Annotated in this window: 13 protein-coding genes; 7 read left to right on the top strand and 6 right to left on the bottom strand. The window is 71.6% G+C overall.

Going from position 1 to position 16,102, the window contains the following annotated elements; all coding sequences use genetic code 11:
• Positions 1 to 115: 115 nt before the first annotated feature.
• The 6 genes from E1212_RS18190 to E1212_RS18215 all read right to left on the bottom strand — a co-directional run bounded on the left by E1212_RS18190 (position 116) and on the right by E1212_RS18215 (position 6,480).
• Entirely contained in the window at positions 116 to 811 is a 696-nt protein-coding gene (locus E1212_RS18190; protein ID WP_131985005.1) for an SDR family NAD(P)-dependent oxidoreductase, read from the bottom strand.
• Positions 808 to 1,716: a cupin domain-containing protein gene (locus tag E1212_RS18195; protein WP_131985007.1), complete on the bottom strand. Its 909-nt coding sequence runs from the start codon at positions 1,714 to 1,716 to the stop codon at positions 808 to 810. Before E1212_RS18195 ends, E1212_RS18190 begins: the two co-directional genes overlap by 4 nt.
• Positions 1,713 to 3,080, bottom strand: coding sequence for an amidohydrolase family protein (locus E1212_RS18200; RefSeq protein WP_131985009.1), 1,368 nt, complete (start codon positions 3,078 to 3,080; stop codon positions 1,713 to 1,715). Before E1212_RS18200 ends, E1212_RS18195 begins: the two co-directional genes overlap by 4 nt.
• 105 nt (positions 3,081 to 3,185) lie before the next feature.
• Positions 3,186 to 4,184, bottom strand: a complete 999-nt coding sequence (locus E1212_RS18205) for an alpha-ketoacid dehydrogenase subunit beta (protein WP_131985011.1) — start codon at positions 4,182 to 4,184, stop codon at positions 3,186 to 3,188.
• Positions 4,172 to 5,158: a thiamine pyrophosphate-dependent dehydrogenase E1 component subunit alpha gene (locus tag E1212_RS18210; protein ID WP_131985013.1), complete on the bottom strand. Its 987-nt coding sequence runs from the start codon at positions 5,156 to 5,158 to the stop codon at positions 4,172 to 4,174. Before E1212_RS18210 ends, E1212_RS18205 begins: the two co-directional genes overlap by 13 nt.
• Positions 5,155 to 6,480, bottom strand: coding sequence for a M24 family metallopeptidase (locus E1212_RS18215; protein ID WP_131985015.1), 1,326 nt, complete (start codon positions 6,478 to 6,480; stop codon positions 5,155 to 5,157). The genes E1212_RS18210 and E1212_RS18215 overlap by 4 nt, the downstream gene beginning before the upstream one ends.
• A gap of 154 nt (positions 6,481 to 6,634) precedes the next feature.
• On the opposite strand from E1212_RS18215, the gene E1212_RS18220 reads away from it, so the two are divergent.
• The 7 genes from E1212_RS18220 to E1212_RS18250 all read left to right on the top strand — a co-directional run bounded on the left by E1212_RS18220 (position 6,635) and on the right by E1212_RS18250 (position 16,092).
• Positions 6,635 to 7,414 carry a helix-turn-helix domain-containing protein gene (locus E1212_RS18220; RefSeq protein WP_131985017.1) on the top strand — a complete coding sequence of 260 codons (780 nt, stop codon included), beginning with the start codon at positions 6,635 to 6,637 and terminating at the stop codon, positions 7,412 to 7,414.
• Between the two features lie 452 nt (positions 7,415 to 7,866).
• Positions 7,867 to 9,495 carry an amidohydrolase gene (locus tag E1212_RS18225; protein WP_162605536.1) on the top strand — a complete coding sequence of 543 codons (1,629 nt, stop codon included), beginning with the start codon at positions 7,867 to 7,869 and terminating at the stop codon, positions 9,493 to 9,495.
• Positions 9,492 to 11,210 carry an amidohydrolase gene (locus tag E1212_RS18230; RefSeq protein WP_131985021.1) on the top strand — a complete coding sequence of 573 codons (1,719 nt, stop codon included), beginning with the start codon at positions 9,492 to 9,494 and terminating at the stop codon, positions 11,208 to 11,210. The genes E1212_RS18225 and E1212_RS18230 overlap by 4 nt, the downstream gene beginning before the upstream one ends.
• 18 nt (positions 11,211 to 11,228) lie before the next feature.
• The gene (locus tag E1212_RS18235; protein ID WP_131985023.1) at positions 11,229 to 12,539 is read left to right on the top strand and encodes an amino acid ABC transporter substrate-binding protein; all 1,311 of its coding nucleotides are present in this window, start codon (positions 11,229 to 11,231) and stop codon (positions 12,537 to 12,539) included.
• A 37-nt stretch (positions 12,540 to 12,576) separates the two neighbouring features.
• Positions 12,577 to 13,452: a branched-chain amino acid ABC transporter permease gene (locus E1212_RS18240; RefSeq protein WP_131985025.1), complete on the top strand. Its 876-nt coding sequence runs from the start codon at positions 12,577 to 12,579 to the stop codon at positions 13,450 to 13,452.
• Positions 13,449 to 15,404: a branched-chain amino acid ABC transporter ATP-binding protein/permease gene (locus E1212_RS18245; RefSeq protein ID WP_131985027.1), complete on the top strand. Its 1,956-nt coding sequence runs from the start codon at positions 13,449 to 13,451 to the stop codon at positions 15,402 to 15,404. Before E1212_RS18240 ends, E1212_RS18245 begins: the two co-directional genes overlap by 4 nt.
• Positions 15,388 to 16,092 (top strand): ABC transporter ATP-binding protein, encoded by a 705-nt coding sequence (locus E1212_RS18250; protein ID WP_131985029.1) that lies wholly within the window; start codon positions 15,388 to 15,390, stop codon positions 16,090 to 16,092. The genes E1212_RS18245 and E1212_RS18250 overlap by 17 nt, the downstream gene beginning before the upstream one ends.
• The last annotated feature ends 10 nt before the right edge of the window (positions 16,093 to 16,102 follow it).

Below are 16,102 nucleotides of genomic sequence, written 5' to 3' on the forward strand. Positions count from 1 at the left end.
GCTGTCGGTGCCCGCCCGTAGGGTGGTACTCCCTCCCGGCCGGGCGGGGTGTGGCCGGGCGGGGTGTGGCCGGGCGGGGTGTGGCCGGGCGAGGCCTGACCGTTCTCGGGGTCGCTCACGTCAGCAACCAGCCCCCGTCGACGTTGAGGTTGACGCCGTTCATCGCCCGGTTGCGGAGCAGGAAGTCGACCGCGTCGGCGACGTCGGCCATGGTGGCCAGGCGGCCGATGGGCGTGCGCGAGACGTAGCCGTCGAGCACGCCGGGCGGCTTGCCGTTCCAGAACGGGCTGTCGCCGACGATGCCGGGGTGGACGGCGTTGACCCGCAGCGGCGCGAGCTCGACCGCCAGCGTGTGCACCAGGCCCACGACACCGCCGTTGATGGTCGACACCGTCGTCGAGCCCGGATACGGACGGTCCTTGGCCAGCCCGCCGAACAGCACGACGGCGCCGTCGGGCGCCATGCGCGGCAGCAGCGCGTGCACCACCTCGGTGTAGCCGACCAGCTTCAGTGTCACCAGCCGGACCGCGCGGCCGACGTCGTAGTCGGCGGCGGTGTTCTGGTCGCGGTCGATGGCGGCGACGACCAGGTGGTCGACCTTCTCGACGCCGTCCAGCGCCGCGCCGATGGCGGCCGGGTCGGACAGTTCGACGGCCAGGCCGCGGCAGCGCGCCCCGATCCCGGCCGCGATCGAACCGCAGCGGTCGCCGTCGCGGCCGGTGATGACGACGTCGTCGCCGGCCGCCACCCGGCGCCTGGCCAGCTCCAGCCCGATGCCGGACGTGCCGCCGACGATGACGATGGTGGTCACTGCTGTCCTCCAAGGACGTCGCGCAGGTAGTTCCAGTCGCGGGCGAAACGATACGAGTAGCGGGGCGGCGGCGCGGGCGCCTGGGTCTCGAGCCAGCGCAGCCGGCCGCCGCCGGCGTTGCGGAACGCGTGCGGGCAGCCGACCCCGGCCCAGGCGACGTCGCCGGCCTCGAGCAGGTAGGTCTTGCCGTCGAACGACGCCTCGACGCTGCCCTCGAGGATGAGGTACGTCTCCTCGAACGGGTGGTCGTGCGGGGTGGTGGCGCCATTGGGGTCGTACTGAACCATGAACATCGTGGTCAGGATGGCGCCGAGGTCGCTGTCGACCATCTGCTTGACGTTGATGCCGCCGTAGACGAGCAGCGCGGTGCGCATGCTGGCCGAGACGGCGAGCAGGTCCTGCGACTGCTGGGCGGGGTCCATGTGGCCGGGCCTGATGGTGCCGAACCGGTACGTGCGCGGGTCGCGGACGTCGACGTCGGCGACGGGCCGCACGCCGTCGAGCGGCGGCACCAGGAAGGTGTCGCCGTCGAAGGCGTCGCGCGGCTGCGGGCCCTGCATCTCCGCCCAGCGCGCGGGACCGCCGCTGCCGCCGTCGCCCTGCCAGGCGTGCGGGACGGCGACCGGCAGGACCCCGTAGTCGCCCTCGGACACCCGGAAGGAGCCGTCGGGCGTCGTCAGGATCGCGGAGCCGGAGAGCATGTGGAAGCTCTCTTCGAACGAGTGGACGTGCGCCGGCACCGACCCGCCGGGGTCGAGCTCGCAGACGCCGAAGCCGGTGTGGACGGCGCCGGCGGCCTCGCCCACGACCGTCCACCGCCGGTAGCCCGCGGCGCCGGCCGCCCAGTCGGCCGGCGCCTCGAACGCGGCCTGTGCCCCTCGCTGGACCAGGTGCCGTTCCGTCATACCGTCGCCGCCGTCCGCTTCGCGGCCCCGGTGACGAGCCGGTCGCGGGCCGCCTCGACCAGGCCGCGGGCCCGCTCGGTGTCGGCGAGCAACCTGCCGTCGCGCTTGCGGACCTCACCGTCGACGATGACGGTGTCGACGTTGGACACGTCGGCGGCCAGGACGACCGCGGCGAGAGGATCCATGACCGGGGCGACGTTCATGGCCGTGGCGTCGATCAGCACGACGTCGGCGCGCTTGCCCGGCGTCAACGAGCCGGTGCGGTCGGCCAGGCCGGCGACGCGCGCGCCGTTGATGGTGGCCATCTCGAGCATCTGCCGCGCCGTCGGCATGGTCTCGGGAGCGTTGGTGTTCGCCTCCCAGCAGGTGGCGTTGATGCGCGCCCGCTCGCCGCCGAACGCCGCGCGCATCTGCGTGAACATGTCGCCCGGCACCGTCGTGACGACGTCGACGGACAGACTCGGTGCCAGGCCGAACTGGTAGCTCTTCGCGACCGGCGGCCAGCCGTGCCCCATCTGCAGCTCGACCTGCGCGGCGATGGAGATGGTGCCGCCGGTGTCGCGCACCCGCCCCCACTCGTGGTCGCTGAAGTAGCAGCAGTGCACGTAGGTGGTGTCCGGGCCGAGCAGGCCCAGGCGGTCGAGCTGCTCGACCATGGCGAACCGGCCGGCCAGGCGGCCCATGGCGACGTGGACGGTCAGCGGGATGTCCAGCTCGCGCGCGAGGTTCCACTCCGACACCACGACGTCGTCCTGGCAGAACCCCGGCCCGCGCGTGGCCAGACCCATGGTGAGCAGGCCGTCGTCGCCGGAGAAGTAGGTGCTGCGGATGCGCCGGACATCGTCGCCCGGGATGGCCTCGGCGCTGTTGAACCAGTACGTCGCCAGCGACGTGTTGGCCGAGCCGTAGGCGTACTGGGCACGCAGCCCCGCCTCTTGGAGCCCGGCGACGGCGGCGTCGGGATGCTCCGGCGTGTTGTTGATGTGCGACCAGTCGACCAGCGTCGTGATGCCGGCGTTGAGGCACTCGAGCGACCCCGCGAGGTTGCTCGCGTAGACGTCGTCGGGCTGGTACAGCGGGGCGAAGGTGTCGAGGATCTCGACGAAGTAGTCGTCGAGCGTGGCGTTCGGCGCGGACGTGCGGATCGCCGTCTCCCAGGTGTGCCGGTGGGTGTCGACGAAGCCCGGCACGACGATGCGCCCGGTGGCGTCGATGACCTCGGCGTCGGCGACCTCGTCCGACAGGCCCGGCCGGACGGCGACGATGGCGCCGTCCTCGATGAGGACGTCGGCACCGGCGATGTCGCCGATGTCGGGATCCATGCTGAGGACGTGGCCGTTGCGGAGCAGGAGTCGGGTGCTCATGGACCATCCCTTCGTCGCTAGCGGTAGCCGCCGACCGCGAGGTCTGACGTCAGTCCCGATGTCGAGTGCTTCGGCAGCTCGGTGTCGGGTGGAACGCTCGTAGGGTCAGTAGGTCGCGAGGCTCCTCACGGCGTCGACCACCTTGTCCACGGTGGGGATCACCTGGTCCTCCAGCGCGTCGGCGAACGGCAGCGGGACGTTGGCCCCCGCCACCCGCTTCACCGGCGCGTCCAGCAGCTCGAACCCCTCGTCGGCGACGACCGAGACGACGGTGCCGCCCCAGCCGCCCTGGTAGGGGTTCTCTTCGACGACGACCAGCCGCGACGTGCGCTCGACGGAGCGCAGTACGGCCGTGACGTCGAGCGGGATGAGACAGCGCAGGTCGAGCACCTCGGCCTCGATGCCCTCGGCGGCCAGCCGGTCGGCCGCCGTCAGCGCCAGCGGCACCGTCGACGCGAGTGCCACGAGCGTGACGTCGGCGCCCTGGCGCAGCACGGCCGCCTCGCCGAACGGCACGACGTGGCCGTCGGGGGCGGGCCTGCCCTTGCTGGCGAACAGCCCCTTGTGCTCGAAGAACACGACGGGGTCGTCGCTGCGGATGGCGCTGGCCATGAGCCCGACGACGTCGGCGGGCGTGGACGGCGCGGCGATCTTCAGGCCGGGGACGGTGAGCGCCCAGTTCTCGACCGACTGTGAGTGCTGGGCGCCGAACCCGAGCCCGCCGCCGTTGGCCGTGCGGATGACCAGCGGGACCGTGACCTGCCCGCCCGTCATGTAGCGGACCTTGGGGATCTCGTTGGCGAGGTAGTCCCAGCAGCAGGCGAGGAAGTCGCTGAACATGATCTCGGCGACCGGGCGCATGCCCGTCATGGCCGCGCCCATGGCCGCGCCGACGATGGCCTGCTCGGAGATGGGGGTGTCCCAGACGCGCTCGGGCCCGAACTCCTCGAACAGGCCGACGGTGGTCTTGAAGACGCCGCCTGCCGCGCCGATGTCCTCGCCCAGGCAGACGACCGAGGGATCGCGGCGCATCTCGCGCGCGATGCCCTCGGCCACCGACTCGCGGTAGGTGACGACGTCCTGTGCTGTGGTCACGTCCGCCATGCGGCACCTCCGTCGGCCCAGACGTCGGTGAAGGCCTCGCTCAGGTCGGCCTGCGGGGCGGCCTTGGCGCCGGCGACGGCCTGGTCGACGACGGCGGCCGCGCGGTCCTCGGCCGCCTTGATGTCGTCGTCGCTCGTGCCGGCCTCGCGCAGCCGGCCGGCTGACACCGTCAGCGGGTCGCGTTCGAGCCAGCGCTCGAGCTCGCCGTCGGGCCGGTACTTGGCCGGGTCGGTGCGGCTGTGGCCGTAGTGCCGGTAGGTCTGCGCCTCGAGCACGGTGGGTCCGTCGCCCGCGCGGGCCCGACCCGCCGCGCGGGCGACGGCGTCTCGTACCGCCACGACGTCGTTGCCGTCGATGACCTCGGCCGGGATGCCGTAGGACGGGGCGCGGTCGGCCGCCGGGTTGCCGACGCCGGTGACGGAGGCGATGGGGGTGTACTCCATGTAGAAGTTGTTCTCGCAGACGAACAGCACCGGCAGCTTCCACACCGACGCGAGGTTCAGCGCCTCGTGGAACGCCCCGATGTTGGTGGCGCCGTCGCCGAAGAAGGCCACGGACACCTGGTCGGTCTTGCGCAGCCGGGCCGACCAGGCGGCCCCCACCGCTATGGGCAGGTGCGCCCCGACGATCGCATAAGAGCCGAGCATGCCCGCCTCGGCCTTCGTGAGATGCATCGAGCCGCCCTTGGCCTTGTTGAGCCCCGTGGAGCGCTGCATGAACTCGGCCAGGCACTCCTCGGGCGTGGCGCCCCAGGCGATGGCGTGGTGGTGGCCGCGGTAGGTGGCGAACGCGTAGTCGCCGTCCTGGAGCGCCGACCGGGTGCCGACGGCGACCGCCTCGTGTCCCGCCGCCAGGTGGGTGGTGCCCTTCACCAGCCCGGACAGGAAGAGGTCGTGCGCTGCCTTCTCGGTGCGGCGGATGAGCGTCATGGTCTCGTGCAGCGCCAGCAGGTCGGTCGCCGTCGTCTCGGTCATGGCGTCGCCCCGTTCCCGCCCGCCGTGCCGGTGTTGAGGTGCGACTGCGACTCGCGCACCGTGTTCAGCTGGCCGCCGACGGTCCAGTACTTGCGCCCGGCGACCAGCAGCTCCTCGGCCGGGAACTTCGTGATGACCTCGCAGCCGTCGGCCGTGACCACGACCTCCTCCTCGATGCGGGCCGCGGACCAGCCGTCGGCGGCCGGCCAGTAGGTCTCGAGCGCGAACACCATGCCCTCTTCGAGCACCTCGGGGTGGTCGAGCGACACCAGCCGCGAGAAGATCGGCTTCTCCCAGATGGACAGCCCGACGCCGTGGCCGTACTGCAGCGCGAACGCCGCCTCCTCGTCGGGAAAGCCGAACTCGTCGGCCCGCGGCCACAGCGACACGATGTCGGCCGTGGTGGCGCCCGGCTTGACCTCGGCGATGGCGTTGTCGATGAACTCGCGGCAGCGGGTGTAGGCGTCGCGCTGGGCCATGGACGCGCTGCCGACGGCGAAGGTGCGGTAGTAGCAGGTGCGGTAGCCGTTGTAGCTGTGCAGGATGTCGAAGAACGCGGGGTCGCCGGGGCGGACGATGCGGTCGCTGTAGACGTGCGGGTGCGGCGAGCACCGTTCGCCGGAGATGGCGTTGACGCCCTCGACGTACTCGCTGCCGAGGTCGTAGAGGACCTTGCTGACGACGCCGACGCACTCGTTCTCTCGCACGCCCGGGCGCAGGAACCCGTACAGCTCGTCGTAGGCGGCGTCGACCATGGACGCGGCGTGCGCGAGCAGCGCGATCTCGTCGGGGGTCTTGATGCGCCGGGCCTCGAGGAACACCTGCTGGCCGTCGATGACGTTGAGGTTCTGCTCCTGCAGCGCCATGAGCACCGGCATCTCGGCGACGTCGATGCCGACGGGCTCGTTCTGCAGGCCGTGCTCGGCGAGCACTCGGGCGATCTTGCCCGCGACGTCGTCGGCGATGCCGGCGCCGGGGTGGAAGGCGCCGCGCAGCGTCGAGATGCCCGCCCGCGCCCGGTTGGTGCCGTCGAGCCATGGGTTGTACAGCTGGTGGTGGCGGGCGGCGGAGCCGAAGTCCCAGATGATGGGCTCGCCGCCGCGGGGGAGCAGCGCGAACCGGATGAGCTTGTCGACCGCCCACGTCCCGATGTGCGTGGACGTCATGTACCGGATGTTGGCGAAGTCGAAGGCCAGCAGGGCGCCCAGCTCGGACCGGTTCAGCGCGGCCCGCAGCCGCTCGAGTCGCTCGCGGCGCAGCCGGTCGTGGTCGATGCGTTCTTCCCAGTCGACCGCGTTGGGTCCATAGGTGCGTATCGGCATTGCGCAGGCACCTCCTCGGCACGCTCGCCGAGAAGGTCCGCTCCGGCGAGAACCTGTTCAACTACACTTACCGTCTGAGTGAAGCGGAGCCGGGCTCGCGCGTCAACCCGGTAAGCTCCGCTCAATCCTGGTCAACAGCGAACGGAGAGACCGCGTGAGTCCGTCGGCAGTGCCCCCGATCGGTGAGCGCATCCGCCACGAGCGGATGCGCAAGGGCGTCAGCGCCCGGGGGCTGGCGCGCGAGATCGGGGTGTCCGCGAGCCTCATCTCGCAGATCGAGACCGACAAGAGTCAGCCGTCGGTCAGCACGCTGTACGCCATCACCACGGCGCTCGGCATCTCCGTCGAGGACATCTTCGCTCCGGTCGACGGCGTGGGCGGCAGTGTGGCCGACAGTGTGGGCGACGGCGTCGAACCGGGCGCTGGCCTGGCGGTTCCTCCGGCCGAGGTGGCGGTTCCTCCTGCCGAGGTGGCGGTGTCGCCCAGCGAGGTGGCGGCGCCGCCCGGTGACGTGGTCCCGGACCAGGCTCCGACCTCCGTCCCCGAGACCATCAGCGCGCTGCGCATGCTCGGCTCCACCCGCCGCCGCGTCGGCCCCGTCGTGCGCGCCGCCGAACGCGAGGTCCTGACGCTGGACTCCGGCGTCACCTGGGAACTCCTCGGGCAGGTGCCCGACGCCCACACCGATTTCCTGCGCATCACCTACCAGCCCGGCGGCTCGTCCTCGTCGGGGGCCGGGCTGCTCATGCGGCATTCCGGAACGGAGTACGGGCACGTCCTGAGTGGTGAGCTGGTGCTGACACTCGGCTTCGAGGAGCACCACCTGCGCGCCGGCGACTCCGTCTCGTTCGACTCGACCATGCCGCACTCGTACCGCAACGACGGCACGGAGCCCGCCGTCGGCATCTGGTTCGTGCTCGAGCGCTCCGCCTGACGGCGGCCTCGGCGACCTCGTGATGCACCGTCCGCCGGTCGCCGTCCCCGGTGGACACCGGTGATCACGCAGGATCCGCCGGGTCGCCAGGGCTGCTCCCTCTTCTCGGGGCATGCATGCCTGCTGGAGCGGGAGAGCACCCACTGAGCGTGGTCGTTCCACGGCGGATCGCTGGGCTGAACTGCGGGTACGGCGTAACGGACAGTCGGGCTGTGCATGCTGCGGTCAGGTTACGGACTATGAACAACGGTATTGCACACTCTGTACAGTTCTCCTACACTCCGAGGCCAGAGCTGCGCCCCACCCCTGTCCGGATCCGGGCAGATCGGAACGACCCGTGGGAAAGGCGGTGTCGGCTGATGAGTGAGGATGAACACCGGGCCGAGCAAGGTTCGGGCCCGTCGCGGCGAGAAGTGTTGCGAACGGGGGCGGCTGCGAGTATCGCGGCAGCCGTGACGGGCGTGGGAGCGACAGCAGCCCACGCCGCGGACACGGCGACACCGGCGGGGGCGTCGACTCCGGGCGTCCGCGGCGACACTGATCTCGCGCTGGTCAACGGGCGGATCCACACGATGGACGCCGACGACACCGTCGTATCGCACGTGCTGATCCGCAACGGCCGCTTCATCGCGGTCGGCAACGGGCCGGTGCGTGCGCAAGGCAGGCCGTTCGACGTCGTCAACCTGCGTGGCCGGACGGTGATCCCCGGGATCATCGACAACCACAACCACATCGTGCTCATGGGGAACCGGCCCGGGCATCACACGCCGCTGGAGAACGCCGCGTCGATCGCCGACGTCCAGAAGATCTACGCGCAACGAGCCACCCAGCTTCCCGACGGCGCCTGGATCACCACCATCGGTGGCTTCCACCGCAACCACCTCGTCCCGCCGGACCAGCCGCCGCGGCTGCCGACCCGGGCCGAGCTGGACGACGCCGTCGCTGACCACCCCGTCTATCTCTCCGAGAGCTTCAGCGGTCCGTCCGCGACCAACAGCGCGGGCCGCGCGTTCTTCAGCGACCTGGGCATCCCCGTGGGCGACGACGGATCCATCGCCGCCGGCAACCCGACCGGCCGAGCCACGCTCGCGCTGCGTCAGGCGCTGCTCACCTTCGACGAGCGCAAGCGCGGCGCCGTCGACGCCATCGCGTACGGGCTCGGCCTCGGCGTGACGACGCACCTGGACCAGGGCGCGTTCCAGGCCACCAACACGCCGTCCGACGGCGCGGCCCACGAGGACAACTTCACGATGCACCTGCCGTTCCTCAGCCTGCTCGACGAGGGCCGGCTGGACGCGCGGCTGCGCATCAACTTCCTGCACATGGAGTCGGACCAGGCGACTCCGGAGCTGGACGCCCGGCTGCGCAACGCGTTCCCGTTCTTCGGCGGCGATCTCGCGCGCACCGGCGGCATCGGCGAGTTCATCGCCCAGGGCACCGGCCCCACCAGCCCGTTCCTCGCCGCCGCTCGCCGGGTGGCCGCCGCCGGCTGGCGCGCCGAGGTGCACTCGCTCAGCCGGACCGACTTCCAGCAGGAGATCGAGGCGTTCGAGGCGGTCCACGCGGAGACCCCCATCACCGACCTGCGCTGGGTGGTCGCGCACGTGCCGTTCATCACCGAGGAGTACACCAACCGGCTCAAGGCACTCGGCGGCGGGCTGTCGCTCACCGGCTGGCGCTACCTGGCCGGCTCGGCGGCGAGCAACGGGCCGCCGTTCCGGATGATCGTGGACAACGGCATCCACGCCGGCATGAGCTCCGACGGCATGCAGATCGCGCCGATGAACCCGTGGCTGCACATGTACTACGCGACCACCGGCCGCAACGCTCGCGGCGTGCTGATCAACGACGGCCAGCAGATCACCCGCCTCGAGGTGCTGCGCCTCTACACGCGCGACAACGGCTGGTTCCTCCGCGAGGAGGACGACCTCGGGTCCATCGAGGTGGGCAAGCACGCCGACGTCGCGGTTCTCGACCGCGACTACTTCACCGTCCCGGACGAGGACCTCAAGCAGATCCGCTCGCTGTTCACCGTGGTCGGCGGGAAGGTCGTCCACGACCCGGGGAGGTGGGTGCGATGACGGGAATCAGCCGCCGCGACGTCATCCGCGGCGCGGGTGCCGCGGCTGGAGCGGCCGCGGTCGCCGCCGCGGGCACGACGGCGGCGTCCGGCGCGTCCGCACCGGGCACCAACCCGGACACCGGAGCCGCCGCCGACCTCGTCCTGACCAACGGCCGCATCCACACCATGGACGACCAGGGGACGGTGGTCCGCGCGGTCGCGATCCGCGACGGACGCATCGTCGCCACCGGCAACGCGGTCCCGAACCCGGGCAGCAACGGGCGCTCGATCGACCTGCGCGGCCGCACGGTCGTGCCGGGCCTGATCGAGAGCCACGTGCACTTCATCAGCCTGGCCAACCGGCCCGGCTACCACGTGGCCCAGCTCGAGCTGGCCCGCGACATCGCCGAGGTGCAGGCGTTCCTCGCCGCGCGCAGGCCGGACGTGCCCGCAGGGCAGTTCATCACCGCGCTCGGCGGGTGGCACCCGCGGCAGTGGGCCGAGCAGCGGCTCCCCACGCTGGCCGAGCTCGACGCCGCCGTCCCCGACCGCCCGGTGTTCCTGCTGCAGACGTTCAGCGGGCCGTCGGTCACCAACACGCTGGGCAAGCAGTTCTTCGAGACCGTCACCTCGCCGCTGGCCGGCCCCGTCACCGTCAGTCCGACGGGCGCGATCGCGTCCGGGGGGCAGACGAACGCGGCGCTCTACCACCTGCGGGTGCGGCAGACGTTCGAGGACAAGCGGCGCAGTGCGCTCGACGCCATGGCGTTCTCCGCGCAGGTCGGTGTCACCACGGTGCTCGACCAGGTGATCCCGCCGTCGCCGGGACCGCTGACGCCCAACCAGGCCCTGTCGGCCCTGGACCACTACCGCATGTACGACGCCTGGCTGTCCCTGCACCGGGAGAAGAAGGCGTTCATCCGGCTGCAGACGAACTTCCTGCACAACCAGGGCAACATCCCGGCGCTCGGAGACCTGCCGAACCAGCTGCCGGAGCTGCGCGAGCGGCTGCGGCACCAGTTCCCCTTCTTCGGCGACGACATGATGCGTACCGGGGCGATCGGCGAGTGGGCCGCACCCATCGGCGCGGGCCCCGTCTGGTTCGAGGCGCAACGGCTGGTCGCCCAGGCCCGCTGGCGCAACGAGAACAGCCCCGGCAACCTCGCCGCGCTGACCCAGGTGGTCGACGCGTACGAGGCGGTGAACGCGGAGTTCGGCATCACCGACCTGCGCTGGGGCGTGCAGCACGTCAACCAGGCCACGCCCGAGCTGCTGGCCCGGCTCAAGGCGCTGAACTGCGGCGTCTCGATGTCCGGGTTCCGCTGGCTGCAAGGCAACCCCGGACCCAACCCCGTCGGGCCGCCGTTCCGCATGATCGTCGACAGCGGCATCCCGGCCGGCCTGCACGAGGACGGCGTGCACATCGCGCCGCACAACCCGTGGTACGCGCTGCACTACGCGACCACCGGGCTGAACGCGCTGGGCCAGCAGATCAACGGCGACCAGCAGATCACCCGCCAAGAAGCGCTCTACGCCTACACCCGGGCCAACGCCTGGTACCTGAACCGCGAGGACCGCCTGGGCTCCATCGAGCCGGGCAAGCTGGCCGACCTGCTGGTCCTCGACCGCGACTACTTCACCGTCTCCGATGCCGACATGCGGCGCACGCTCCCCGTGCTCACCGTCGTCGGCGGCGAGATCGTCCACGACACCGGCGCCCTGCCGGTGCGGTGACGAGGAGGGAGCATCGACATGAGGACCCGTTCGCTGACCGCCCTGTCCGCGACGGCGGCGTTGACGCTGTTCATCACCGCCGCCTGCTCGGACGACGAACCGGCGGCCGATTCCGGTACGGAGCCGGCCGGCACGGCCGAGCCGTCCGACGAGGGCGGCGCGCCGAGCGGGGACCCGATCGTCGTCGGCTCCACCCTCTCGCTGACCGGCGCCTTCGGTCCGACGGGCATCATCCACCAGATCGCCGGCGAGCAGTTCGTCGAGCAGCTGAACGAGAACGGCGGGCTGCTCGGCCGGCCGGTCGAGTGGATGGTGCTGGACGACGAGTCCGACCAGGCGCAGGTCACCGCGTTGTACGAGCGGCTCATCGGCCAAGAGGGCGTCGACCTCATCATCGGGCCGTACGCCACCCCGAACATTATCTCGGCCATGGCCGTCGCCGAGCGGCACGGCTTCACGATGCCGCAGCACACGGCCGTGCTCGCGCCGCTCATGACGTACGAGTGCCAGTTCCCGGCCTGGTCCATCGGGCCGGAGCCGAACGCGTACGTCCCCGAGCAGGTCTTCGACGCGCTCGAGAGTCTGCCCACCCCGCCCGAGCGGGTCGCCTTCGTCATCAACCAGGGCGGGTCGACCGACTTCATCGCGCAGGGCTCGCCCGACGACGACGCCGACCCGGGCGCCGTCCCGATCGCCGAGGAGCGCGGCTACGAGGTCGTCGCCGAGATCCGGTACCCACCGGACACCACCGACTGGGCGCCCATCGCGGCGCAGATCCGCGACGCCGACCCCGACTTCGTCTTCAACAGTGGGCTGGCCGTCGACCCCGTCAACCTGTTGCAGGCCATGGAGCAGCTGAACTACCGGCCGCCGCTGATGTTCAGCCTGTTCCCGGCGCCCGGACCGCTGCTGGGCCTGGGCGACGTGGCCGACGGGCTGCTGTCGGTGTCGATCTTCGAGCCGAACGACGCGCTGATCCAGGAGGCCGGGCCCGAGGCGCAGGCGATCGTCGACGAGTTCGAGTCGCGCGCGGCCGCCGAGGGGCTGCCGTACACGGCGTTCGAGACGCAGGCCACCGCGTCGTGGAACGCCTGGGAGATCCTGGTCGCCGCGGTCGAGGGCGCCGGCGACACCGACCAGCAGGCCATGTGCGACTACCTGCACGAGAACGGCGCCGACACCACGTTCAGCGGCCACCTCGAGTTCAATCCGGACGACAACAACTTCTGGCCGAGCACCCAGGGCCTGAAGCAGATCCAGGACGGCGACTGGGTCATGGTCTGGCCAGCCGACCGCGCGGCTGCGCAGCTCCAGCCGCCGGTCGGCTGAGCCTTCCGGGCTCGGACGGCTCAGACGGGAGTCGCGCGTGACGACACTGCAAGCCGCGCTCAGCGGGGCCCTCGTCGGGGGCATGTTCGCGGTCATGGCCGCGGGCCTGTCCCTGACGTGGGGCATGCTGAGGGTCATCAATCTGGCGCACTTCGGGCTGATCCTCGTGGGCGCCTACCTGACCTTCGAGCTGGCCACGTCGTGGGGCATCGACCCGATCCTCACCATCGTCCTGACGGTGCCGCTGATGTTCCTCGTGGGCGCGGGCCTGCAGTGGGCCTTCGACCGGCTCGGCGTCGAGGAGTTCGCGTCGCTCCTGGTCAGCTTCGGCCTGCTGATCATCGTCATGCAGACGGTGAGCAACGTGTGGAGCGCCGACTTCCAGCGGATGGACGGCGACGTGAACCCGTACGCGACGGAGTCGGTGTCGATCGGGCGCTTCGTGTTCCCGGCGCCGACGCTGATCGCGTTCGTGTTCGCCGTGGTCATCGTGGTCGCGGCCGACCAGGTGCTGCGGCGCACGTTCGCGGGAAGGGCGCTGCGGGCGTTCGCCGAGGACCGCACCGTCGCGTCGGCGTTCGGCATCGACCACCGCCGGCTCGGCATGGTGCTGGCGGGCCTGTCGGCGGCATCCGCAGCGGTCGCCGGCATGCTCTTCGCGCTCGGCAACGCCGTCACGCCGTCGACACCCTTCGAGTGGATCGGGATGGTGTTCGCGGTGGTGATCCTGGGCGGCATCGGACAGGTGGGCGGCGTGCTGCTGGCCGGCGTGCTGGTCGGGACGCTGTCGGCGGTGGTGTCGGCGACGTGGTCGCCGGCGCTGTCACCGCTGGTGCTGTTCTCGGCGATCATCCTGGCGCTGTTGTTCCGGCCCTACGGGCTGCTGACTCCGGCCGCTCGGGGCGCGCGATGATGGCCCGCGGTCTGGGCGGCTTCGTGCTGGCGTTCGCCGCGCTGGCGGCGCTGGCGGTGTGGCGCGAGGACCTCGGCCTGCCGATCTTCTACCTGGTGCTGGCGTCGACGGCGCTGTTCTGGATCGCCCAGGCCACCAGCTGGAACGTGCTGTCCGGCTACAGCGGCTACTTCAGCTTCGGGCAGGGCGCGTTCGTCGGCGTCGGCGCGTACACGACGGCGGTGCTGGGCGGCCGGCACGGCGTCGACTTCTACCTGACGGTGCCGGTGGCCGCGGTGTTCTCGGCGCTGCTGGCGCTGCTGGTCGGCGGGCTGGCGTTCCGGCTGCGCTCCTTCCGCGGCGAGATCTTCGCCCTGCTGACGCTGGCGGTCCCGTTCATCCTGGCCGCGCTGGCCCGGGTCAACAGCGAGATCGACGGCGGCCAGGGCGTCGTCGTGCCGGTCGCCGAGTACCCCGAGTGGCTGGCGCAGTTCCAGGACTTCCTCTACCTGCTGAACCTGGTCGTGGCGGTGGCCGCGGTCGCGGCGGCGTTCGCGATCCAGCACACCCGGTTCGGCTGGGCGCTGGCGTCCATCCGCGACGCCGAGGACGTCGCCGAGGGCCTGGGTGTCGCGACGTTCCGCTACAAGATGCTGGCCATCGCCGTCACCGGTCTCATCGGAGGCGCGGCGGGCAGCCTGTTCGCGCTGCAGATCGGCTTCGTCACCGTCGAGAGCGTGTTCGGGCTGACGATCCCGCTGTTCGTCATCGTCATGAGCGTGCTCGGCGGGCGGGCGCACTGGCTGGGTCCGGTGCTCGGCGCCGTCGTCATCGTCCTGATCCAGGACCGGCTGTCCGCGTCCGGGTTCGAGGGCTGGAACCTCATCGTGCTCGGCGCGATCCTGGCCGTGCTGGTCGTGGTCGCGCCCGACGGCCTGCAGGCACGGCTGTGGCGCCGGCCCTGGCAGGCGGCCGTCGCGCTGGTGGCGGTGACGGGCGTGCTGGCGATCGTCGACGGCTGGGGCGGGCCGCTGGACTGGTTCGTCGCCGGCGTACTGGCGGCGGTCGCCGTCGTGCTCTGGCCCGGGAAGGCGCCGGCGCCGGCCGAACGCCGCCCCGCGCCGTCCGCAGCTGTCCCCGTCCCCACCGACGTCGATCGTGGAGAAGCCGCGGAATCAAGCGGACACTCCGGACCGCAACTCCGCCCGAACTCCACGATCGACGGGGAGGTGGGAGAGGTGCTGGTCGAGTGCCGCGACGTCACCCGGTACTTCGGCGGTGTCCGGGCGCTCGACGGCGTCAGCCTGCAGATCCGCGCGGGCGAGCTCGTCGGGCTGGTCGGGCCGAACGGGTCCGGCAAGACGACGCTGGTCAACCTGCTCTCAGGAGCGTTGCGGCCGACCAGCGGGTCGATCGCCGTGGCCGGGCGCGACATCGTCGGGCTCGCGCCGCACCGCATCGCCCACGTCGGCGTCAGCCGCACGCACCAGATCCCGAAGCCGTTCGAGTCGATGACCGTGCGCGACAACGTCGCCATGGCGATCATGTTCGGGCGCTCGGCGCGGCCGCTCGCCGCCGCGCGCGAGGAGGCCCAGGCGTGCCTCGACGTCGTGCACCTGCGGCACCTCGCCGACGCCAAGCCGGCCGAGATCAACCTGCACGAGCGGCAGCTGCTCGAGATGGCCCGGGCCATCGCCACGAAGCCGAAGGTGCTGCTGCTCGATGAGGCGCTCGCCGGCCTCAACCCGGCCGAGATCGACGCCGCGGTCGCCGTCGTCCGTCGCATCCACGCCACCGGGATCACCATCGTCATCGTCGAGCACCTGCTGCGCGTGGTGAACCAGCTGGCCACGCGCGTCGTCGTCCTGAACCAGGGCGCGCTGCTGGCCGACGGCGATCCGCGGACGGTCATGAACGACCCCGACGTCATCCGCGCCTACCTGGGGAGGCACGCCCATGCTCGAGGTACGTGAGCTCGAGGCCTGGTACGGCCAGGCGCAGGCGCTCTGGGGCGTCGACCTGTCCGTGGCCGACGGCGAGGTGGTGTGCATCGTCGGGCCCAACGGCGCCGGCAAGTCGACGCTGGTCCAGTCGATCGCCGGGCTGCACCGCTCGACCCGCGGCACCATCGCCGTCGACGGCGTCGACGTCGCCCGGGTGCCTGCGCACCGGGTCGGTGACCACGGGGTGGCGCTCGTCCCCGAGGGCCGTCGCGTGTTCGCGCGCATGACGGTGCACGACAACCTGGTGCTGGGGGCGTACCGGCGGGCCGTGCGGCCAGGTCTGTCGGCCGGGTTGGACCGGGTGCATGCGTTGTTCCCGCGGCTGGGCGAGCGGTCGTCGCAGCTGGCCGGAAGCCTCAGCGGCGGCGAGCAGCAGATGCTGGCCATCGGGCGGGCGCTGCTGGCCCAGCCGCGGCTGCTGCTCATGGACGAGCCGTCGCTGGGCCTCGCCCCCGTCGTCGTCGACGAGGTGTTCGACGCCATCCGCGCCATCAATGCCGACGGCGTCAGCGTCCTGCTGGTCGAGCAGGACGTCGAGCGGGCGCTCGAGGTGTCGGCGCGCGGGTACGTGCTCGCCGAGGGACGCATCGTGGCGTCCGGGAGCTCGGCGGAGCTGACCGGGAGTGCCTTGGTGCGACGCAGCGTGCTGGGGCTGTGACCTGGGTCGC

Source organism: Jiangella ureilytica (assembly GCF_004348545.1).
In the GTDB taxonomy this organism is placed as follows: Bacteria; Actinomycetota; Actinomycetes; order Jiangellales; family Jiangellaceae; genus Jiangella; species Jiangella ureilytica.